General features: G+C 58.2%; 24 protein-coding genes. 16 read left to right on the forward strand and 8 right to left on the reverse strand.

Features of this window, described 5'->3' with window-relative positions; translation table 11 throughout:
- Window positions 1-2 precede the first annotated feature (2 nt).
- Window positions 3-356: a gamma-glutamylcyclotransferase family protein gene (locus H7K56_RS15305; protein WP_031280151.1), complete on the forward strand. Its 354-nt coding sequence runs from the start codon at window positions 3-5 to the stop codon at window positions 354-356.
- A gap of 80 nt (window positions 357-436) precedes the next feature.
- Here the strand turns inward: H7K56_RS15305 and ppa are convergent, their stop codons facing one another.
- The 3 genes from ppa to H7K56_RS15320 all read right to left on the reverse strand — a co-directional run bounded on the left by ppa (window position 437) and on the right by H7K56_RS15320 (window position 1,998).
- Window positions 437-967, reverse strand: a complete 531-nt coding sequence (ppa, locus tag H7K56_RS15310; RefSeq protein WP_021509737.1) for an inorganic diphosphatase — start codon at window positions 965-967, stop codon at window positions 437-439.
- A 100-nt stretch (window positions 968-1,067) separates the two neighbouring features.
- Window positions 1,068-1,517 carry a DUF441 domain-containing protein gene (locus H7K56_RS15315; RefSeq protein WP_021509736.1) on the reverse strand — a complete coding sequence of 150 codons (450 nt, stop codon included), beginning with the start codon at window positions 1,515-1,517 and terminating at the stop codon, window positions 1,068-1,070.
- A gap of 67 nt (window positions 1,518-1,584) precedes the next feature.
- The gene (locus tag H7K56_RS15320; protein WP_021509735.1) at window positions 1,585-1,998 is read right to left on the reverse strand and encodes a lysozyme inhibitor LprI family protein; all 414 of its coding nucleotides are present in this window, start codon (window positions 1,996-1,998) and stop codon (window positions 1,585-1,587) included.
- A 172-nt stretch (window positions 1,999-2,170) separates the two neighbouring features.
- Between H7K56_RS15320 and H7K56_RS15325 the strand changes: the two genes are divergently transcribed.
- Window positions 2,171-3,730, forward strand: a complete 1,560-nt coding sequence (locus H7K56_RS15325) for a methyl-accepting chemotaxis protein (RefSeq protein ID WP_059012338.1) — start codon at window positions 2,171-2,173, stop codon at window positions 3,728-3,730.
- Between the two features lie 97 nt (window positions 3,731-3,827).
- Here the strand turns inward: H7K56_RS15325 and H7K56_RS15330 are convergent, their stop codons facing one another.
- Window positions 3,828-4,118, reverse strand: coding sequence for a helix-turn-helix domain-containing protein (locus H7K56_RS15330; protein WP_104188208.1), 291 nt, complete (start codon window positions 4,116-4,118; stop codon window positions 3,828-3,830).
- 91 nt (window positions 4,119-4,209) lie between these two features.
- Here H7K56_RS15330 and H7K56_RS15335 point away from each other — a divergent pair, with 91 nt between their 5' ends.
- On the forward strand, window positions 4,210-4,473 hold the full coding sequence (locus H7K56_RS15335) for a helix-turn-helix domain-containing protein (RefSeq protein WP_021509732.1): 264 nt from the start codon (window positions 4,210-4,212) through the stop codon (window positions 4,471-4,473).
- Window positions 4,474-4,649: 176 nt separating this feature from the next.
- Here the strand turns inward: H7K56_RS15335 and fbp are convergent, their stop codons facing one another.
- Window positions 4,650-5,657: a class 1 fructose-bisphosphatase gene (gene fbp / locus H7K56_RS15340; RefSeq protein ID WP_150360366.1), complete on the reverse strand. Its 1,008-nt coding sequence runs from the start codon at window positions 5,655-5,657 to the stop codon at window positions 4,650-4,652.
- A 168-nt stretch (window positions 5,658-5,825) separates the two neighbouring features.
- Here fbp and mpl point away from each other — a divergent pair, with 168 nt between their 5' ends.
- Entirely contained in the window at window positions 5,826-7,181 is a 1,356-nt protein-coding gene (gene mpl, locus H7K56_RS15345) for a UDP-N-acetylmuramate:L-alanyl-gamma-D-glutamyl-meso-diaminopimelate ligase (RefSeq protein WP_058771333.1), read from the forward strand.
- A gap of 223 nt (window positions 7,182-7,404) precedes the next feature.
- Here mpl and yjgA read toward each other — a convergent pair whose 3' ends face one another.
- The gene (yjgA, locus tag H7K56_RS15350; RefSeq protein WP_058759857.1) at window positions 7,405-7,947 is read right to left on the reverse strand and encodes a ribosome biogenesis factor YjgA; all 543 of its coding nucleotides are present in this window, start codon (window positions 7,945-7,947) and stop codon (window positions 7,405-7,407) included.
- Window positions 7,948-8,062: 115 nt separating this feature from the next.
- On the opposite strand from yjgA, the gene pmbA reads away from it, so the two are divergent.
- The 11 genes from pmbA (at window position 8,063) to H7K56_RS15405 (ending at window position 17,601) form a co-directional block, all read left to right on the forward strand.
- Entirely contained in the window at window positions 8,063-9,403 is a 1,341-nt protein-coding gene (gene pmbA / locus H7K56_RS15355) for a metalloprotease PmbA (protein ID WP_150360367.1), read from the forward strand.
- Window positions 9,404-9,475: 72 nt separating this feature from the next.
- Entirely contained in the window at window positions 9,476-9,862 is a 387-nt protein-coding gene (cybC, locus tag H7K56_RS15360; RefSeq protein ID WP_021509728.1) for a cytochrome b562, read from the forward strand.
- Between the two features lie 263 nt (window positions 9,863-10,125).
- The gene (locus tag H7K56_RS15365; RefSeq protein WP_150360368.1) at window positions 10,126-10,464 is read left to right on the forward strand and encodes a glycine dehydrogenase; all 339 of its coding nucleotides are present in this window, start codon (window positions 10,126-10,128) and stop codon (window positions 10,462-10,464) included.
- A 19-nt stretch (window positions 10,465-10,483) separates the two neighbouring features.
- Window positions 10,484-10,840, forward strand: a complete 357-nt coding sequence (locus H7K56_RS15370) for an SFCGS family glycine-rich protein (RefSeq protein WP_021509727.1) — start codon at window positions 10,484-10,486, stop codon at window positions 10,838-10,840.
- Between the two features lie 2 nt (window positions 10,841-10,842).
- Window positions 10,843-11,139, forward strand: coding sequence for a DUF4312 family protein (locus H7K56_RS15375; RefSeq protein ID WP_021509726.1), 297 nt, complete (start codon window positions 10,843-10,845; stop codon window positions 11,137-11,139).
- A gap of 25 nt (window positions 11,140-11,164) precedes the next feature.
- The gene (locus H7K56_RS15380; RefSeq protein WP_021509725.1) at window positions 11,165-11,941 is read left to right on the forward strand and encodes a DUF4311 domain-containing protein; all 777 of its coding nucleotides are present in this window, start codon (window positions 11,165-11,167) and stop codon (window positions 11,939-11,941) included.
- 12 nt (window positions 11,942-11,953) lie between these two features.
- Window positions 11,954-12,601: a DUF4310 family protein gene (locus H7K56_RS15385; protein ID WP_021509724.1), complete on the forward strand. Its 648-nt coding sequence runs from the start codon at window positions 11,954-11,956 to the stop codon at window positions 12,599-12,601.
- Window positions 12,602-12,693: 92 nt separating this feature from the next.
- Window positions 12,694-13,827, forward strand: a complete 1,134-nt coding sequence (locus tag H7K56_RS15390; protein ID WP_150360369.1) for an amidohydrolase/deacetylase family metallohydrolase — start codon at window positions 12,694-12,696, stop codon at window positions 13,825-13,827.
- Entirely contained in the window at window positions 13,811-14,932 is a 1,122-nt protein-coding gene (locus tag H7K56_RS15395; protein ID WP_150360370.1) for a DgaE family pyridoxal phosphate-dependent ammonia lyase, read from the forward strand. Before H7K56_RS15390 ends, H7K56_RS15395 begins: the two co-directional genes overlap by 17 nt.
- Window positions 14,929-15,666 (forward strand): 2-dehydro-3-deoxy-phosphogluconate aldolase, encoded by a 738-nt coding sequence (gene dagF / locus H7K56_RS15400; RefSeq protein WP_132464118.1) that lies wholly within the window; start codon window positions 14,929-14,931, stop codon window positions 15,664-15,666. The genes H7K56_RS15395 and dagF overlap by 4 nt, the downstream gene beginning before the upstream one ends.
- Window positions 15,667-15,690: 24 nt before the next feature.
- Complete coding sequence (locus H7K56_RS15405; protein ID WP_021509720.1) at window positions 15,691-17,601, forward strand: BglG family transcription antiterminator; 1,911 nt, start codon at window positions 15,691-15,693, stop codon at window positions 17,599-17,601.
- Between the two features lie 245 nt (window positions 17,602-17,846).
- On the opposite strand, the gene H7K56_RS15410 is transcribed toward H7K56_RS15405, so the two are convergent.
- Complete coding sequence (locus H7K56_RS15410) at window positions 17,847-18,746, reverse strand: LysR family transcriptional regulator (protein ID WP_021509719.1); 900 nt, start codon at window positions 18,744-18,746, stop codon at window positions 17,847-17,849.
- A 129-nt stretch (window positions 18,747-18,875) separates the two neighbouring features.
- Here H7K56_RS15410 and H7K56_RS15415 point away from each other — a divergent pair, with 129 nt between their 5' ends.
- Window positions 18,876-19,577 carry a pirin family protein gene (locus tag H7K56_RS15415; RefSeq protein WP_031280148.1) on the forward strand — a complete coding sequence of 234 codons (702 nt, stop codon included), beginning with the start codon at window positions 18,876-18,878 and terminating at the stop codon, window positions 19,575-19,577.
- A 29-nt stretch (window positions 19,578-19,606) separates the two neighbouring features.
- On the opposite strand, the gene dolP is transcribed toward H7K56_RS15415, so the two are convergent.
- On the reverse strand, window positions 19,607-20,179 hold the full coding sequence (gene dolP / locus H7K56_RS15420; protein ID WP_021509717.1) for a division/outer membrane stress-associated lipid-binding lipoprotein: 573 nt from the start codon (window positions 20,177-20,179) through the stop codon (window positions 19,607-19,609).
- Window position 20,180: the final 1 nt, after the last annotated feature.

Genomic DNA, 20,180 nt, shown 5'->3' on the forward strand with positions numbered 1-20,180 from the left:
CAATGCGAATAATTGTCTACGGCAGTTTACGGCGCAAACAGGGAAATAGTCATTGGATGACCAATGCGCAATGGCTCGGCGACCATCAGATTGAAGGGTTTGCGCTCTACAATCTCGGTCACTATCCGGGCGTGGTTGAGGGGGACGGCACGGTGTACTGCGAAGTGTATCGCATCGACGCCAGTACCCTCGGCGAGCTGGATGCCTTGCGCAGCAAGAACGGCGAGTATAAGCGCCAGCTGATCCAGACGCCCTACGGCAGCGCCTGGCTGTACGTGTATCAGCGTTCGATTGCCGGTCGCACCCGCATCGCGAGTGGCGACTGGTTACGGCGCGATGACGCCGCAGAAGCGTAAATAAAAACACCGCCCAGTGGGCGGTGTTTTTTTATCTGCCGATCGCCGTATATAGCGATGCGACAGCGCTGACAGAAAACTTACTTCTTCTGTGCGCGCTCGAAAGAGGAGATGATTTCAGCTTTAGCCGCTTCCGCGTTGTCCCAGCCGTCAACCTTCACCCATTTGCCTTTTTCCAGATCTTTGTAGTGCTCGAAGAAGTGGGTGATCTGCGCTTTCAGCAGTTCTGGCAGGTCGTTCACATCTTTAATGTGATCGTACTCTTTGCTCAGCTTGGTGTGCGGAACCGCTACCAGTTTGGCATCTTCACCTGATTCGTCGGTCATCTTCAGCACGCCCACTGGACGGCAGCGGATCACTGAACCTGGCTGCAGCGGATACGGGGTTGGCACCAGTACGTCAACCGGGTCACCATCCAGAGACAGCGTGTGGTTGATGTAACCGTAGTTGCACGGATAGAACATGGCGGTAGACATGAAACGGTCTACAAACAGGGCGCCAGACTCTTTGTCCACTTCATATTTGATCGGATCGGCGTTGGCCGGGATCTCGATGACGACATAGATATCTTCTGGCAGATCTTTACCTGCAGGCACCTGGTTCAAACTCATCTGGCTTTCCTTCATTAGTCGTAAGTTGAGTGACGGCTATTATAGCCAACTGACTCTGAAAGTATGCCCCCTTTTTGGCGTTTCGGAATGGTCCAGCAGGCTACTTCGTGGTGACAAACAGCGACACAATCCCTGCGGCGATTAGCGGCCCGACCGGCACGCCGCGAAAGAACGCCACACCAATCACCGTGCCAATCAGCAACCCGCCAATCACCGACGGCTGCACGCTCATTAAACTGACGCCGCGACCGCCGAGCCAGGCAACAAATACGCCAACGATAATCGCCACAATGGATTGCCAGTTAGCAAAGGATTTCAGCAGCGACGAGGCCGGCAGCGTGCCGCTTGCCAGCGGTGCCATGACGGCCACGGTGAGAATAATGATACCAATCTGGATGCCTTGCTTTTCGACGTAGGGAAAGAACTGTGCCAGCGGCGTGAGCTTAATCACCAGCAGGATGAGAATCGAAATGGTAACGGCGCTGTTGTGGACGAAGTAGCTCAGGATGGCGAGGCAGATAAGAATGAGGGTCGAGGCGTAGGCAGCCATGGTTTCTCCGTGAATAATGGGCGCGCTGACCGTGGCCAGCGCTAAGCGTGTTTAACGCCCCCATTTATCAACAATCATCGGGATTGGCGCAACTGCCTTTGTTGATTGATTGCAGCATCAGCGCCTGGTTGCGCACCAGACTGACGCCCTGCGCGCCCACTGACAGCGCCGCCATGGAGCCCTGACTGCTGAGGAAATAGCTGCGGCTGGCATCGGTCCAGCTATCACGGTAGGCCAGCCAGGCGCGCTGCGCATTGCGCAGTTTGTCTTTGGGCTCACCGGTTAATTTCTTCATCAGCTGGCTATATTGCGCATTCATCTCTTTGTCCCACGCCTTATTGGCCGTGCTGTAGCATTGCGACATGCCGGCGGTGCTGGACTCTTTATTCAGGCATTGATTGAGCTGCTGATCGATAGGGTTTTGCTGTGCCATTGCCACGCTGGACGCGAACAGACAGGCAAGCGGAAGCCATTTTTTCATCGTTACATTCCTTGCTTTTAGCGCTACGAACTTCAGGAAATCTGAAGCGTAGATGATCGTAATCAGGTTGACCATCAATCAAGGATAAAGTTTCCGCCGGTCACTGCCGATAATCTCTCCGTTTTAGGGCTACTGGATTCTCCCTTTTTTAAAGCGCACGGGAATTATCATGATCACACAGCTATCTATACGCACGGCTTTACTCTCTCTTCTGGCCTTTATGACGCTGCTGCTGCTGGCAGTGAGCGCTATGGGCATCTACGCCATCAATTCCGGCAACCAGTCACTTGACGCCATCAACCGTATTCAGGGCATTGAACTCAACAGCCTGTATCAGAGCAACGCCGATTTGATGCGTGCCCGCGCCAGCGCCGCGCTGGCGGTGCGCAAAATCGAAATCGGCCTGCTGGACGAGGGCGCGACCGTCACCAAACAGGCGCAGGCGGATGTCGCCAGCTCGCAACGCCATCTCACCGCGTTTATTGATGCCGGTACCGTTACCGCGCAGGGCAAAAGCCTCGCCGATGCGGTCGCGGCCGCGTTCAGCGCGTATCAGAAAGGTGCCATGGCACCCATGATGGATGCGCTGCAAAAGCAGTATACCGATGAGTATTACCAGGTGCTGGAAGGCAACCTGTCGCAGCTGGCGGCTAACTATTCAAAGGCAGTGAACGACTTCAGCCTGTATGCCGACGAAGTCTCTGCCGCACGTCTGGCGGCAGCGGCGCACAATGAACTGCAGATGAAGATCATGATTGGCGTCGCCGTCGCGCTGACCCTGTTGCTGATTGCACTGGCCTGGCTGCTGCTGCGCCGCGCGCTACTGCGTCCGCTGGATGGGGCGATCCAGCATCTGGAGCAGATTGCAGCCGGCGATCTGTCGCAGCCGCTGCCGGCAGCGGCCAATAACGAAATTGGCCGTCTGAACCAGGCGCTGACGGGAATGCAGCTGGCGCTGCGCAACTCGGTCAGCCAGGTGCGTGAAGCCAGCCTGCAGATTGACGTCGGCAGCCGCGAGCTGTCCGCGGGCACGGTGCATCTGTCGCAGCGCACTGAAGAGTCGGCGGCCTCGCTGGAGCAGACTGCCGCCAGCATGGAGCAGCTCACAGCCACCGTCCGGCTTAACGCCAGCAACGCGCAGCAGGCCAACCAGCTAGCCAGTAGCGTGTCCGATACCGCCGACCGCGGCGCGGAAGTGGTGTGCTACGTGATGGAGAAGATGCGTGAGATCACCCACAGTTCCGATCGGATCGCCGATATTCTCAGCGTGATCGACGGCATTGCGTTCCAGACCAACATCCTGGCGCTCAACGCCTCGGTGGAAGCGGCGCGTGCCGGTGAGCAGGGGCGCGGTTTTGCCGTGGTTGCCAACGAAGTGCGCACCCTGGCCGGGCGCAGCGCCAGCGCCGCCAAAGAGATTCGTGAGTTGATCAGCGAATCACAGACGCGGGTCAAAGAGGGCAGCGACATGGCCACGCGCGCCGGCGAAACCATGGATGAGATCTCCAGTGAAGTGATGCGGGTGACCGCGCTAATGAAAGAGATCTCCATCGCCTCGGAAGAGCAGAGCCGCGGTATTGAACAGGTTAACCAGGCGGTAACGCAGATGGATGAAGCCGCACAGCAAAACGCCGCGCTGGTGGAACAGGCCAGCGCCGCTACGCAGTCGCTGGAAGCGCAGTCGCAGCAGTTGCAGGCATCCATGGCACAGTTCCGCGTGGCGACAGCATAATCAGGGTGGGGTCAGGGATGACCGGTAACGCTGCCTGCGTTCGCCCTGATGGATGGCGACGCGGGAGAAGATAACGCGGTAATTTACGCGGTGCGTGTTATTGTGCACCGCTGTTCAGACCGGCGGGAAACGCCAGAATCATGGCGGCCAGCCGATCATCTTCCGCCAGAAAATAGGCTGCCGGCACTTCCAGCACCTGCGCCAGTAATTGCAGCGTTAATAAGTCCGGTTTATGCACGCCCAGTTCATAGCGATTAATACGCGCGCTGGCAGAAAACTCTTCGATCCCTGCGGCAATACCCAATCCTTTCTGCGACAAACCTTTCGCCAGACGCGCTTGTTTCAGGCGTCGACAAAAAGTGTCTTGCAGCGAGGAGGTCGGTTTCATGACTACGAGAATCGTAGATTTAGCGCTTGTCAGATACTACGAGTAACGTAGTATCGTTACGGGAATGGATAAGCGAACTAAGGAGAGTTGCGTGAATAATGCGAAGTCAGACTGGCATCCGGCCGATATCATTGCGGCGCTGCGTAAAAAGGGAACCTCAATGGCGGCGTTATCCCGACAGGCGGGATTATGTTCCACCACGTTAGCCAACGCGCTGGCGCGTCCGTGGCCGAAAGGGGAATTAATTATTGCCGAAGCAATTGGTATTTCGCCGGCTGAGATCTGGCCGAGTCGTTATTATGCGGAGAATGGTGAATTAATTAATCGTCAGGCAAGAATCAGAAATAAAAAATAAGTAAGCCTGGGCGCCGGCGTAATGCCGATTAAGTGGCAATTAATTTCTGTATGCCGGTGCGCATAAATGCGCACCCAACATAAACCGTGCCATCAACCTGTAGGGTCGCCATTAATGGCGACCGAAAATCATTTACTGGCAAACATCACACGCAGGCATTTTAAATGCCCGCTTACTTACGCCTGATGTTCGTCCGGTAACTCACGCATAAAGCGTTCAACGTCGTCGACCATCGCATCATTACCGCAGAAGAACGGGCAGCGCTGGTGCAGCGTTTCCGGCTGAATATCGAGGATACGGTTTTTACCGTCGCTGGCTTTACCGCCCGCCTGTTCGGCGAGGAAGGCCATCGGGTTGCACTCATACAGCAGGCGCAGCTTGCCTTTCGGGTGGCTGGCGGTGCTGGGATAGAGATAAATGCCGCCCTTCAGCAGGTTGCGGTGGAAATCCGCCACCAGTGAACCGATGTAGCGCGAGGTGTAAGGGCGCTTCGTTGAAACATCTTCTTCCTGGCAGAACTTCAGGTACTTTTTCACGCCCTGCGGGAAGCGGATGTAATTCCCTTCGTTGATCGAGTAGGTGTAGCCTTTTTCCGGGAAGGTCATGCGTTCGTGGCTCAGGCAGAACACGCCGAGCGACGGATCGTAAGTGAAGGCATGAACGCCCACGCCGGTGGTGTATACCATCATGGTTGAGGAACCGTACACCACGTAACCTGCGGCAACCTGCTTGTGGCCCGGTTGCATGAAATCGGCTTCAGTGATTGGTGTGCCTGGCTCGCTAATACGATGATAAATCGAGAAAATGGTGCCGACGGAAACGTTAACGTCGATGTTCGAAGAACCATCCAGCGGGTCCATTAATACTACGTACTTACCGTTCTCCGAACCTTCAAAGATGACAAACTCATCTTCTTCTTCGGAAGCAATCCCCGCGACCACACCGCGCGCCTTCAGTGCCGCTTTCAGCTTTTCGTTAGCGAACAGATCCAGCTTCATCTGCTGCTCACCCTGCACGTTCTCTACGCCGCTGGCACCAAGAATATCCACCAGACCCGCTTTGTTGATGTCGCGGTGGATGATTTTTGCGCCCAGCTTGATGGAGGAAATCAGCGCCGTCAGTTCACCTGTGGCGTGAGGAAAGTCGTGTTGCTTCTCGACGATGAATTCGCCTAACGTTTTCATAACACATTCCCTGAATCTACGATGGAGTGGCAGCAGCTGTAACAAGCTACCAACGTATGCGTACGCAGTTTAGCCGATTGAACTTCAAAAACCATAGTCCTAATCCGTTTCTTCCCTCCGGACTCGGCGTTACACTGTGCGCCGAACTTTTGAGTAATGGATCTTTTTATGCGCATTCACATCCTTGGGATTTGTGGCACTTTTATGGGCGGACTGGCGATGCTGGCCCGCTCGCTCGGACATGAAGTGACCGGTTCAGATGCCAATGTCTATCCGCCGATGAGCACACTGCTGCAACAGCAAGGCATTGAATTAACTGAAGGTTACGATGCCTCGCAGCTGGACCCGGCACCGGATCTGGTGATCATTGGCAACGCCATGACGCGTGGCAACCCGTGCGTGGAAGCGGTGCTGGAACGCAACATTCCTTACCTTTCCGGACCGCAATGGCTGCACGATTTCGTGCTGCGCGATCGCTGGGTACTGGCGGTGGCCGGTACCCATGGCAAAACCACCACAGCCGGCATGGCAGCGTGGATTCTCGAGGCCTGCGGCCTGGAACCAGGCTTTATTATTGGTGGGGTGCCGGGTAACTTCGACGTATCGGCAAAATTAGGAAAAAGTCCATTCTTCGTCATCGAGGCGGATGAGTACGACTGCGCGTTTTTCGACAAGCGTTCCAAGTTTGTACACTACTGCCCGCGCACCCTGATCCTCAACAATCTTGAGTTCGATCATGCCGACATCTTCGACGATCTGCGGGCGATCCAGAAGCAGTTCCACCATCTGGTGCGCATCGTGCCGGGTCAGGGCAAGATCCTGCTGCCGGAACACGATCACAATATTAAGCAGGTGATGGCGATGGGCTGCTGGAGCGAGCAGGAGAGCGTGGGCGACAACGGCCGCTGGCAGGCGAAGAAGCTGGTGCCGGATGCCTCGCGCTGGGAAGCCTGGCTCGACGGTGAGAAAGTGGCGGAAGTGAACTGGGCGCTGGTCGGCGAACACAATATGCACAACGGCCTGATGGCGATTGCCGCCGCACGTCACGTTGGCGTGAAGCCGTGCGATGCCGGAGAGGCGCTGAACAGCTTCATTAACGCGCGTCGTCGCCTCGAGCTACGCGGCGAAGTGAACGCGATTAAGGTGTATGACGATTTTGCCCATCACCCAACGGCGATTCTCGCTACGCTGGCGGCGCTGCGCAGTAAAGTCGGCGGCACCGCACGCATTCTGGCGGTGCTTGAGCCGCGCTCTAATACCATGAAGATGGGCGTGAGCAAGAACGAACTGGCCCCTTCGTTAGGGCGTGCCGATGAGGTGTTCCTGTTCCAGCCGCACCACATTCCGTGGCAGGTCGCCGACGTTGCGGACGCCTGCATTCAGCCGGCACACTGGAGCGCGGACATTGATACGCTGGTGGAGATGGTGGCTAAAGCGGCGCAACCGGGTGATTCGATTCTGGTGATGAGCAACGGCGGCTTTGGCGGGATTCATCAGAAACTGCTGGAGCGGTTAGGTAAGTAATGCGTGGCCGGTTCAGGCCGGCCTCTGGCAGATAAGGGGGCTACCCTCATCCCAGCCTTCTCCCGCAAGCGGGAGAAGGGGCCGCCCGGTGCGGACGTCACATTCAGCGCTCGTCCTCAGCTACCTCAGCACTCTGCTTCTAACCCGGCACTGTACTTTATATCCCCTCTCCCGCTTGCGGGAGAGGGTTAGGGTGAGGGCAGGGCAACCGTCCGCAGCGGACTTACGCTTCAGCCAGCTCGCGCAGGTACTGGAAAATCTGGCGGGCGGCTTTTGGCGGCTTACTGGCGGCTTTCTCTTTCTGCGCGTTGCGGATCATACTGCGCAGCTGCTGGCGGTCGGCGTGCGGATAGAGATTCAGCACTTCCGCCACCGCGTCATCACCCTGTTCGATCAGCCGATCGCGCAGCTGCTCCAGCTTGTGGAACAGCGCAACCTGCTGGTTGTGGCGGTTCTTCAGCTTATCCAGCGCCAGGCGGATTGGCTCTTCGTCGCGCTGACGCAGCATTTTACCAATCAGCTGCAGCTGGCGGCGGCGGCCTTCCTTCTTAATGCGCTGCGCCAGTTCAATGGCGTCACGCAGCTGTTCATCAAGCGGGATCTTATCCAGGGAGTTTTTCCCTAAATCCACTAACTCGGCGCCCAGGCGTTTCAGCTCCTCGGCGTCGCGTTTAATTTCACTTTTACTGACCCAGATAATCTCTTCGTCTTCTTCTTCCTGATTATCCGGCACATCGTCGAGCCAGTCTTCGGGCTGCTTCGTCATCTGTTGGCTCCCTAAAAAAAGAGGCTAATCCTACCAGTTTATCGGGCGACTGCGAAATTGTTCTCTGAGTCTGATAGACTCAATAAATTCATACTTAAGATTAGACGGCAGGTCGATGAACGTATCTACTCAGGTTGCAGAACAACGTAAAGTGTTGGAACAGGCTGTCGCGCAGGCGCTGGAACTGGTGCAAGCCAGCACCGACGGAGCAGAAGTGGCGGTCACCAAAACCACCGGAATCGGTGTCAGTACCCGCTACGGCGAAGTGGAAAACGTCGAATTCAACAGCGATGGCGCGCTTGGCATCACCGTCTATCACCAAAACCGCAAAGGCAGTGCTTCCTCGACCGATCTCAGCCCGGACGCGATTAAACGCACCGTGCAGGCGGCGATCGATATCGCGCGCTACACCTCGCCCGATCCCTGTGCTGCGCCGGCCGAGCGCGATCTGCTGGCGTTTGAGGCGCCGGATCTCGATCTCTATCACCCGTGGGAGATCGACGCCGATCGCGCCATTGAGCTGGCCGCGCAGGCCGAGCAGGCCGCACTGCAGGCTGATAAACGCATCACCAATACCGAGGGTGGCAGCTTTAACAGCCACGTCGGCATCAAAGTCTTTGGTAACAGCCATGGCATGCTGCAGAGCTACTGCTCGAGCCGGCATTCGCTGTCGAGCTGCGTCATTGCCGAGCACAACGGTGACATGGAGCGCGACTACGCCTATACCATTGGCCGCGCGATGGGCGATCTGCAAAGCGCCGACTGGGTGGGCGCGGAGTGCGCGCGCCGCGTGCTGGCACGTCTTTCGCCACGTAAGCTGCCGACCATGAAAGCGCCGGTGCTGTTTGCGCCGGAAGTGGCTACCGGCCTGTTCGGCCATCTGGTGGGCATGATCAGCGGCAGCAGCGTTTACCGTAAATCCACCTTCCTGCTCGACGCGCTGGGCCAGCAGATTCTGCCGTCGTGGCTTACGATTGAAGAGAAGCCGCACCTGCTGAAAGGGCTGGCCTCGACGCCGTTCGACAGCGAAGGCGTACGCACCGAAGCGCGCGAAATCGTGAAAGATGGCGTGCTGCAGAACTGGCTGCTGACCAGCTATTCGGCGCGTAAGCTCGGCCTGCAAAGCACCGGCCACGCGGGCGGCATTCATAACTGGCGCATCGCCGGTCAGGGCCACAGCTTTGACGATCTGGTGAAGCAGATGGGACGCGGTTTGATCGTTACCGAGATGATGGGTTCCAGCGTCAGCGCCATGACCGGTGACTACTCGCGCGGTGCGGCTGGCTTCTGGGTTGAAAACGGTGAAATTCAATACCCTGTGAGCGAGATCACAATTGCGGGCAACCTCAAAGATATGTGGCTCAATATGGTAACGGTCGGTAACGACATTGAAACGCGCAGCAATATACAATGCGGATCGGTGCTGCTGCCGGAGATGAAAATCGCCGGACAATAAAGACATCGCTTGATGAAAGCAGCCCACAGCGGCTGCTTTTTTTTCGCCTGATAATAATTAAAGGAAAACGTTATGCGTAAGCATGTGATTGCTATGTTGTCTTTGTCGTTGCTGTTCTCTTCAGCCAGCCTGTTCGCGGCTGACCTGGAGCAGGATATGGATACTCTGAAAGACGGGCTGAGTGTCGTTAAGAAAACCTCTGACGCGCAGGAAATGCACGCTGCACTGGGCAAGATGCGTGCCGCTGCGCAGGATGCAAAAAAATCCACGCCGGAAAAACTGGAAGGTCAGGGCGCTGACAGCGCACAGATCAAGGATTACCACGCCGGTCTGGACTCACTGATTGCCCAGATCGACGTTGTCGACCAGCTGGCGCAGGCTAACAAGCTGGACGAGGCGAAAACCGAAGCGAAGAAACTGGAAGATATCCGTAACGCCAACCATAAGAAATTCCGCTGATAAACCGGGCCAGCCTGCAGGCTGGCCTTATTCCTGCCGCGGCTTCGCGTCACTCCACCGTTTTTATCCCGCTTTTTACCTCATTTCACGCATTTCGTGAGCGATCTCGCATAGTTCGTGCATCGTGCGATCTGGCGCACAGTCGCCCGTGGGATTTCCACTTTGAGGTGGAAATGTTGCGTCTCCACACCGCCAGGCGGACAGCGTAATTTCTTCTCAACGCGAATTATCTGACATTGTCCGCTGTAAACAGGAGTAACAAGGTGAGGAGTGATGCTGTCCCGCTGAAACCGAGCACGCCGGAGGCAATCCAGGCGCTGGCGGATAAGGTGATGAATCAAATCGCGGCGCTGTATGCCGCGCACCACATTGCAGCCAATGCGGTGCAACAGCAAATGCTGGCCTCACATGTCCGCGCCATGGCGGCTCGCTCTCTCACCGGAGAGGCGCTGCCGGACGTCGAAGCCGAACTGTTTGAGGACATCTCGCCTGAGACCATGGCGCTGGCGCAGCAGGTGGTGGATCTGTTTGGCAATTTGCCTGTCAAAGAAGCCTGGCTGCTGTCGGTGCATATCGAAGTGGCGAAATCGAACGAAGCATGAATTGAGAGAGGAACGGAATATGGTAACGGTAGTGATTGGCGATCGTCTGGGTAAAGGGCAGAAAGTGGCAGCTGGCGTGGAAAAAGCCGGCGGTCGGGCAGTAGTGGTGCCGGGCGTGGCGGCGGATATGAAACTGGGCGACGTGATGAAAGCGGAAAACGCTGATTTCGGCATCTCCTTCTGCGGCAGCGGCGGCGCGGGTGCCATCACCGCACAGAACAAGTACGGCTACAAAGCCAAACACGGCATGCGTTCGGTTGACGAAGGGGTAACCGCCATCAACGAAGGCGCCACCGTGCTCGGTTTTGGCTTCATGGATAAAGAAGAGCTGGGTGAGCGTCTGGTTCAGGCCTGGAATAAAAAACACGGCAGCTAAGCATGAAACAACAGTATGAGACGCAGGTCACGGTGCAGGGCAAAGGCGACAGCAAAGCAAAAGCCTTCGCCGATGCGCTCAGCAAGGTGCAGCAGCAGGTGCTGCGCACCAGCCAGAAAATTCTGTTGCGCATTGAACCGCTCGATGTGCGGGTGCTGCGCGCGCAGGAGAGCGTGCGGAAGGAGAAATTTCTGTTTTTCTTCCTCGCGCGTGAACGGCGGAATTACAGCGTGGAGCTGGAAATTACCGTCAGCGTCACTGTGATCGACACCGAGAGCGTGACCTTCACAGCAACGTAAGAATAACGACAACAAGGGTAACAATATGTTTTTAATCATTTTGTTTAAGTCGTTGATCATAGGTGGATTAGTCGGCGTGGGCGTTGGAGCGGGCGCGGCGCGCATGTTCCACGCGCCTGTCACGCAGGGGATGGGTGCCTTCCGTACGCTGGGCGAGCTCAACTCCTGCGAGGGCGATCCGGCTTCGCACTTCTCCTTTGGTCTCGGCTTCTTCTTTAACGCCTGGGCATCCTCCGTTGCCGCGGGCTCCTTCACGCAGGATGTGGATCACCGCATTCTGCCGAACTGGGGCGCGGCCGCACTGATGGTAAAGAACCGCAACGTCGCGGAAACGCTGCATAACCCGAAACGCATGGCGATTGCCTGCGGCATCATCGGCATGATCGTGGTGGCCTTCCTGAACAGTACTGCTTCCGCCGTACCGGCTGCGCTGCAGGTGACCGCGGTAAAGGTGCTGGTGCCGGCGGCGAATCTGCTGGTGAACACGGTGATGCCGGTGATCTTCTGGCTGGCGGCGATAGATGCCGGTAAGAAATCGGGCTTCTGGGCAACCATTTTTGGTGGTCTGGCGCAGTTGATCATGGGTAATGCCGTGCCGGGTCTGGTGCTGGGCATTCTGATCGGTAAAGGCGTGGAAGAGAGCGGCTGGAACAAAGTCACCAAAGTGATGATGGCTGCGATTGTCCTGCTGTTTGTGCTGAGCGGCTTCTTCCGTGGCTTCGATGTGAAACTGCTGCAATCCTTCCAGCTCGGCATCCCTGGCTGGCTCGACATGATCCACAACAGTCTGAGCGGCAAATAAGGAGCCTTCAGCATGAACGAGAACGAAAACAAAGGGTTCTGGTACGCCGACTGGTCTTTCCCGCTGTTTGTCGGCCTGCTCTCCTCCGGCGTATTCGCCGGGACGCACATGTACTACCTGTACGGCATCGGTGCTTTTAACGAAGTGGCATTCGTTTCGATGCTGCGCTCCGGCATGGAAACCGGCGTGTACGGCGCGGTGGCGGCGTTTGGTGCCAGCTTCCTGTTTGCCCGCATTATTGAAGGCTCGCTGGTAGGGATTCTGGATATCGGCGGCGCGATTCAGACCGGCGTCGGCCTCGGTGTGCCAGCGCTGCTGCTTGGAGCCGGTATCGTGTTTCCGGTGGCGAACTTTGCCGCCTCGCTGGCAACCGGGCTGGTGATTGGCGTGGCGATTGGCTACGTGATTATCCTCGCGCGTAAATTCACCATCAACCAGAGCGATTCCACCTACGGCGCGGACGTAATGATGGGCGCCGGGAATGCCTCCGGTCGCTTCCTTGGTCCACTGATTATTCTGTCTGCTATGGCGGCGTCGATTCCGATCGGCCTCGGTTCGCTGGTCGGTGCGCTGCTGTTTTACCTGTGGAACAAGCCAATTACCGGCGGCGCAATTCTCGGTGCCATGGTGCTCGGCGCTATCTTCCCGGTTTCGCTGTAAGCGCGAAATGGCTGCACAATCCCGTAGCGGCGCGATTTATCGCGCAATAAATTGCGCCGCTACGGCATGTGCGCTCTGTAAATGGGGGTTTTATGTTTGATCTGATTCTGCGCCGCGCGCGTCTGTGTGATGAACAGCTGGTGGATATCGCGATTCACGCCGGCAAAATCGCGGCGGTCGGTAAGGTGGACGGCGCCGCGCAACAGGAGCGCGATCTCGGCGGCTGCTACTACGTCAGCGCCGGCTGGATTGACAGCCACGTACACTGCTATCCCAAATCACCGATTTACCACGACGAAGCCGACGCGATTGGCGTGGCGCAGGGTGTCACCACCGTGGTGGATGCGGGCAGCACCGGTGCCGATCACATCGACGACTTTTATCAGCTGACGCGCAGCGCGAAGACCGAAGTGCGCGCGCTGATCAACATCTCGCGCACCGGCATCGTCACGCAGAACGAACTGGCCGACATGGCGCAGATCGACGGCGAAGCGGTGGTGCAGGCGGTACAGCGTCGCCCGGACTTTATCGTCGGCCTGAAGGCACGCATGAGCAGCAGCGTGGTCGGCGACAACGGCATTCAGCCGCTGGTGCGCGCCAAAGCCATTCAGCAGGCGGCGGGCAATCTGCCGCTGATGGTGCACATCGGTAACAACCCGCCGGTGCTGGAAGAGATCGCCACGCTGCTCACTTCCGGCGACATCATCACTCACTGCTTCAACGGCAAGCCGAACCGCATTCTGTCACCGCAGGGCGAGCTGAAAGCGGCGGTTAAGCAGGCGATCGCGCGCGGCGTGAAGCTGGATATCGGCCACGGCAGCGCCAGCTTCAGTTTTGCGGTGGCGCGCGAGGCGATTGCCCAGGGCATTCTGCCGGACACCATCAGCTCCGATATCTATTGTCGCAACCGCATCAACGGCCCGGTGCACAGCCTGGCGCACGTGATGTCGAAATTTTTCTCCATCGGCATGACGCTGCCGCAGGTGATCGCCTGCGTCACCGTTAATGCCGCAGCGGGTCTGCGTCTGGCCGGTAAAGGTCATCTGACCGCCGGTTATGACGCCGATCTGACCATTTTTACCGTCAAAGAGGAAGCCAGCCCGTTCGTCGATGCTGAAGGCGAACGGGTCACAGGTGAGCAACATTTGCTGCCGCTGGCCGTGGTGATCGCGGGCCAGTGGCATCTGACTGAGGAAGGGAAAGCGCATCATGTCTTCGATTTATGAGAAATATGACCTGAAACAGGTGATCAACGCCTCCGGCCGTATGACCATTCTCGGCGTGTCGACGCCGTCCGCCGACGTGGTGGATACCGTCAGCTACGGCCTTAATCACTACTTTGAGATCAAAGATCTGGTCAACAAAACCGGTGCCTACATCGCGCGCCTGCTGGAAGTCGAAAACGCGGTGGTGGTGTCCTGCGCCTCGGCCGGTATTGCCCAGTGCGTAGCGGCGGTGATCGTCAAAGATAACGACTGGTTGCTGAATAACCTGCACGCCGCGCCGCTCAGCGTGCCGCACGACATTGTGGTGCCGAAAGGCCATAACGTGAACTACGGCGCGCCGGTGGGTAGCATGGTGGCGCTGGGCGGCGGACGCCTGATTGAGGCCGGTTACAGCAATGAGTGCTCGCCAGAACAGCTGGCGGCGGCCATCACGCCGACCACCGCGGCGCTGCTGTACGTCAAGTCGCATCACTGTGTGCAGAAAAGCCATCTCAGCGTCGAACAGGCGGCAGTAGTCGCGCGCAAACACGGTATTCCGCTGATTGTCGATGCGGCGGCCGAAGAGGATTTGCAGTGCTATTACCAGATGGGCGCCGACCTGGTGATCTACAGCGGTGCCAAAGCCATTGAAGGGCCAACCAGCGGCCTGGTGATTGGCCGCAGCCAGTACGTCGAGTGGGTGAAACGCCAGAGCAACGGCATTGGCCGCGCGATGAAAGTCGGCAAAGAGGGCATTCTCGGTCTGACTCAGGCGATTGAAAACTACCTGCTGCAGAGCAAAACCAGCGGTGCCGACATGGTGGCGAAGATGACGCCCTTTATCGATAACCTCAACACGCTGAACGGCGTCAGCGCACGCGTGGTGTGGGATGCCGCCGGTCGTGATATCGCCCGCGCTGAGATCAAATTTGATGAAGCGGTGACGGGCTGGCCAACCGGCGAGCTGGTGCAGGCGCTGAAAAACGGCGACATCGCCATCTATTTCCGCGGCTATAAAGCCAACGAAGGCATTATCGAAGCGGATGTGCGCAGCGTCAGCGCGGAACAGCTGCACATTATCTTTAGCCGCATCCAGGCGCTGCTCAGCGGAGGAAAACGCGCATGAATCTCAACCCCAATTTCTATCAGGGCCGTCTGTGCCTCAACGTGCTGGCTGGTTCAAAGCAGAATGCGCAGGCGATCTGGCAGGCGGCAGAAGGGCATGTGCTGGTCGGCGTTCTGTCGAAAAACTACGCCTCGAATGAGGCCGCGATTGCCGATATGCGCGAGTACGCGGCGCTGATTGATAATGCGCTGTCGGTCGGGCTGGGTGCGGGCGACCCGAATCAGTCGGCGATGGTCAGTGAAATCTCGGCGGAACTGCAGCCGCAGCACGTTAATCAGGTCTTTACCGGCGTGGCCACCAGCCGCGCGCTGCTCGGACAGCCACACACCATCGTGAACGGTCTGGTTTCACCAACCGGCACGCCGGGCAAGGTGAAAATCTCCACCGGTCCGCGCAGTTCGCAGGCGGCGGACGGCATTGTGCCGATCGCCACGGCGATCGCCATGCTGCAGGATATGGGCGGCAGTTCGGTGAAGTATTTCCCGATGGGCGGCCTGAACGCGGTGGAGGAGTATCGCGCGGTGGCGGACGCCTGTGCGCGCCATGATTTCTGGCTGGAGCCGACCGGCGGTATCGATCTCAGTAATTTCGAAGAGATTGTGCGGATTGCTCTGGAGGCCGGGGTCAGTAAAGTCATCCCGCACGTTTACAGCTCAATTATTGATAGCGTCAGCGGCGACACGCGCATTGACGATGTGCGTCAGCTTCTGGCAACGTGCAAGAAACTGCTGTAACAAATGAGTAACAGGTGAGGCTCCGTGAGATTTCCCAATCAGCGTTTAGCTCAACTCTTCGCGGCGCTGCAAAGCGAAACGCTGCCACAGGATGAGCTGGCGCGGCGTTTTTCCGTTTCAACGCGCACGGTGCGCACCGACATCACCGCGCTCAATGCGCTGCTGGAACAGCACGGCGCTCAGTTCGTGCTGGCGCGCGGCGCGGGCTATCAGCTAAAAATCGACGACGCGGTGCGCTTCGGCCGCCTGCAGCAGGAGAGTGCGGCACCGCTGCGGGTGCCGCGCACCTCGCAGGATCGGGTGCGCTATTTGCTGAGCCGCTTTCTCACCGCCGCGTATTCGCTCAAGCTGGAAGATCTGTCGGAAGAGTGGTTCGTCAGCCGCGCCACGCTGCAGAGCGATATGGCGGAAGTGCGCGAGTGGCTGGGCCGCTATCATCTCAACATCGAAACCAAGCCGCGCTACGGTATGAAACTGTTTGGCAGCGAGGCGGCGATTCGCACCTGCCTGACCGATCTGCTGTGGCAAATCGACCAGCAGACGCCGGACAGTCCGCTGCTGACGGTCGAGGCGCTGCACAGCGGCATGCTGGCGCAGCTGCAGCCGCTGCTGGCGCAGTGCTTCACGCAGCATGCCATCCGGCTGAGCGATGAAGGCGAGCGCTATCTGCTGATTTACTGCGCGGTGGCGGTGCGCCGCATCAGCGAAGGCTTCCCACTCAGCGATCCCGGCGCGGAGGATGTCGGCGAGGAGATACGCGAGGCGGCGCACGATCTGGTTAATCTGATGCGTCCGCTGGTGGGTAAAGGCATCTCGCAGGCCGAAGAGAACTGGCTGCGCGTTAACATTGCGGCGCGGCAGATTCAGGCGCTGGCCCCCAGCACCATCAACGCCGATGACGCGGATGCGCTGGTGGATTACCTGCTTAACTACATCAACACCCATTACAACTACCGGCTGCAGCAGGATGAGCAGCTGCGCGCCGATCTGCTCACGCACATCAAAACCATGATCACCCGCGTGCGCTATCAGATCCACATCCCTAATCCGCTGCTGAGTAACATCAAGCAGCACTATCCGATGGCCTACGATGTAACGCTGGCGGCCGTCACCAGCTGGGGCAAATACACGCCGTATACCATCAGCGAAAACGAGATTGGCTTTCTGGTACTGCACATCGGCGTCGGGCTGGAGCGACATTACGATGTCGGCTACCAGCGACACCCGCAGGTGTTGCTGGTCTGCGACAGCGGCAACTCCACGCTGCGCATGATCGAGGCGCTGCTGCTGCGCAAATATCCGCAGCTGGTGGTGACGGCGCGGCTGTCGCAGCGCGACTACGAAGTGCGTGCGCACATTGATGAAGATTTTGTTATTTCAACCGCGCGGCTCAGCGAGAAGAACAAGCCGGTAGTGATGATGTCGCCGTTCCCTACGGAGTTTCAGCTGGAACAGCTCGGCAAGCTGGTGCTGGTGGATCGCACCCGGCCTTACATGCTGGAGAAGTACTTCGACGCGCAGCATTTCATGGTGCTCGACCGGCCAATGAGCCAGTCGGCGCTGTTCCGCCTGCTGTGCGATCGGCTCGAAGCGGAGGGCTATGTCGATGCTGATTTTTATCCTTCGGTTGAAGAGCGTGAAGCGATTGTCAGTACCATGCTGGGCGAAGGGATTGCGCTACCACACTCGCTGGGATTACTGGCTAAAAAAACCGTGGTTTATACCGTGCTGGCACCGCACGGCGTGAGCTGGGGCGATGAGACGGCTTCGGTAATTTTTCTGCTGGCGATCAGTAAGAGCGAATACGAAGAGGCGATGGCGATTTACGATCTGTTTGTCACCTTCCTGCGCGAAAGGGCGGTGACAAGACTGCGCGACTGCGCTGATTTCGTCAGCTTTAAAGCGGTGGCGATGGATTGTCTGAGCCGGTTGTGATGGGGATGGGTGCGGTTTGTCCCTCACCCTAACCCTCTCCCGCAAGCGGGCGAGGGGACCGATCCAGCGGTGTGTGAGTTCAGGCGCTGATCCTCAGCGCCCGGTGGATTGACTGAATTCTGGCCCTCAAACCACGCCCGGACGACTCCTTCTTAGATTCCCTCTTAAAACCACGTTCGGACGGCTCCCTCTCCCGCGTGCGGGAGAGGGCTGGGGTGAGGGCGAAACGCCGCCAGCCCCCACAATCAGCCGCGTTTCGCCAGCAGTTTCGGAATCTCACGCAGGCACCAGGCTTTGGCTTCACCCATGCTATCGCGGCGCCACGCCATAATAATATCCACCTCACGGGTATACTCGGCGCTGACGACGCGCAGGCGGCCTTCGGCGATATCTTTCTCTACCATCGGATAGGGCATGGTCGCTACGCCGAGACCGGCCAGCAGCGCGCGGCGTTTATCATCCATGCTGCTTACCGTCAGGCGCTGCTGTTTGTCCAGCAGCTGCACCGTCAATACCGGACGTTCGCGCGCGGTGTCCGCCACGGCGATGCCGCGATACTTAACGCGCGTGACCTCGGACAGCGGCTCGGCTTCCTGATGAATCGGGTGATCCGGACTGGCAACATACACGCTCATAATGCTGTACAGCTTGCGCGTGTTGATTTCGGTGGAGGCGCGAAAATGCAAATCCGGCGCGATCACGATGTCGGCGCGCCCCTGTTCCAGTCGCTCCCACGCGCCCGCCAGCACTTCGGTGACCAGCGAAATCTGCGTATTGGCTTTTTCGGCCAGCTTCTCTACCAGCGGGAACAGCAGCTCGGTCGGGATCAGTGCTTCGGCCACGATGGTCAGATGGGTTTCCCAGCCGCGCGCCAGCGCTTCGGCATCGGTGGTGAGTTTATCGGCGGCTTCCAGCAGCACGCGGCCGCGTTCCAGCAGCATTCGCCCGACGTTGGTGAATTTGGTGCGATGGCCGGAGCGGTCAAACAGCACCACATCCAGCTCCTCTTCCAGCTTCTGCATGGTGTAGCTCAGCGCCGATGGCACGCGTCCCAGCTCGTCGGCCGCAGCGGCGAAGCTGCCGCGACGGTCAATAGCATCCATCACACGTAAAGCTTCCAGGGTTAACGCGCGCTCTTTAGCCATGCCGACTCTCTGTCAGTAAATTTGAATATGCCAGGCAGATTAACTGGCTAACAATCCGGCGTCCAGCCTTTTACCATTGACGTATAAAGCCTGTGGTGGATTCTCACCGCAGTGCGTCGGAGGTAAAGCATGATGACAACCCGCTGCGCGTCCGCATGTGGCCAGGCCGATTTCGGTTGGTTGCAGGCGCGCTATAGCTTCTCATTTGGCCACTATTTTGATCCCCAGCTGATGGGCTACGCCTCGCTGCGCGTGCTGAATCAGGAAGTGCTGGCACCTGGTGCGGCTTTTCAGCCGCGCACCTATCCGCAGGTGGATGTGCTCAACCTGGTGCTGCAGGGTGAAGCCGAATACCGCGACAGCGAAGGCAATCACCTGGTGGCGCGCGAGGGCGAAGCGATGCTGCTGTCGGCCCGCCAGGGCGTCAATTACAGCGAACACAATATCAGCAAGGATCGCCCACTGACGCGCATGCAGCTGTGGCTGGCCGCCTGTCCGGAACGGGAAAATCCGCTGCTGCAAAAACGCGCGCTGCCGCAGCAAACCCATGTGCTGATTGCGTCACCGGATGGCGCGGACGGCAGTTTGCAGCTGCGCCAGCAGGTGTGGGTACATCAGGTCACGCTGGCACCGGGCGAGCAGTACAGTCTGGCGCTGCACGGACCGCGCGCCTATTTACAGTCGATTCACGGTGCGCTTGAGGTACGGGCCAGCAGTGCGCATCAGGAACAGCTGCGCTGTGGTGATGGGGCGTTTGTCAGTGAAGAGGCGCAGATTACGCTGCAGGCGGAAACGCCGCTGCGCGCGCTGGTGATTGATATTCCGGTATAAAAAAGGCGGCCTGCTGGCCGCCTGTGGCATTATTTCAGAATGGTAAAGGCGGTGGTGACGTGCTTCACGCCGCTGACACGGCTGGCGATATCCGCTGCTGCCTTCGCTTCTTCCTGCGTTACCAGACCCAGCAGGAACACTTCCCCGTTCTCAGTGGTGACTTTCACGTTGGACGATTTCACCTGATCGCTGCCCAGCAGCTGCGAGCGGATTTTGGTGGTGATCCACGTATCCGATGAAGACGTGCCAAGGCTCACTTTCTGCCCGGTGCGAATCTCGTTATACACCTCTGTCGCGCCATCAACGCCCATGGCGATCTGTTTCGCCCGGCTGGCGAGATCGGCTGACGGTGCCTGACCGGTCAGCAGTACTTTGCCCTGATACGCGGTCACGACCACGCGCGCCTGATTTTTGATCTGCTCATCTTTTGCCAGCGCGTTAGTGACGCGCAGCTCCAGCGTGCCGTCATCAACCTGCGTGCCCACGGTACGCGGGTCGGTGGCGGTTTTGGTGGCGACCGCAGCGCCGCCGGCGACAACCGCCACGCAGCCCTGCAGCAGCATGGCGGTTAACAGAATGGCGATAGCGTTCAATGCTTTCATT

Source organism: Pantoea dispersa, assembly GCF_014155765.1.
Lineage (GTDB): Bacteria > Pseudomonadota > Gammaproteobacteria > Enterobacterales > Enterobacteriaceae > Pantoea > Pantoea dispersa.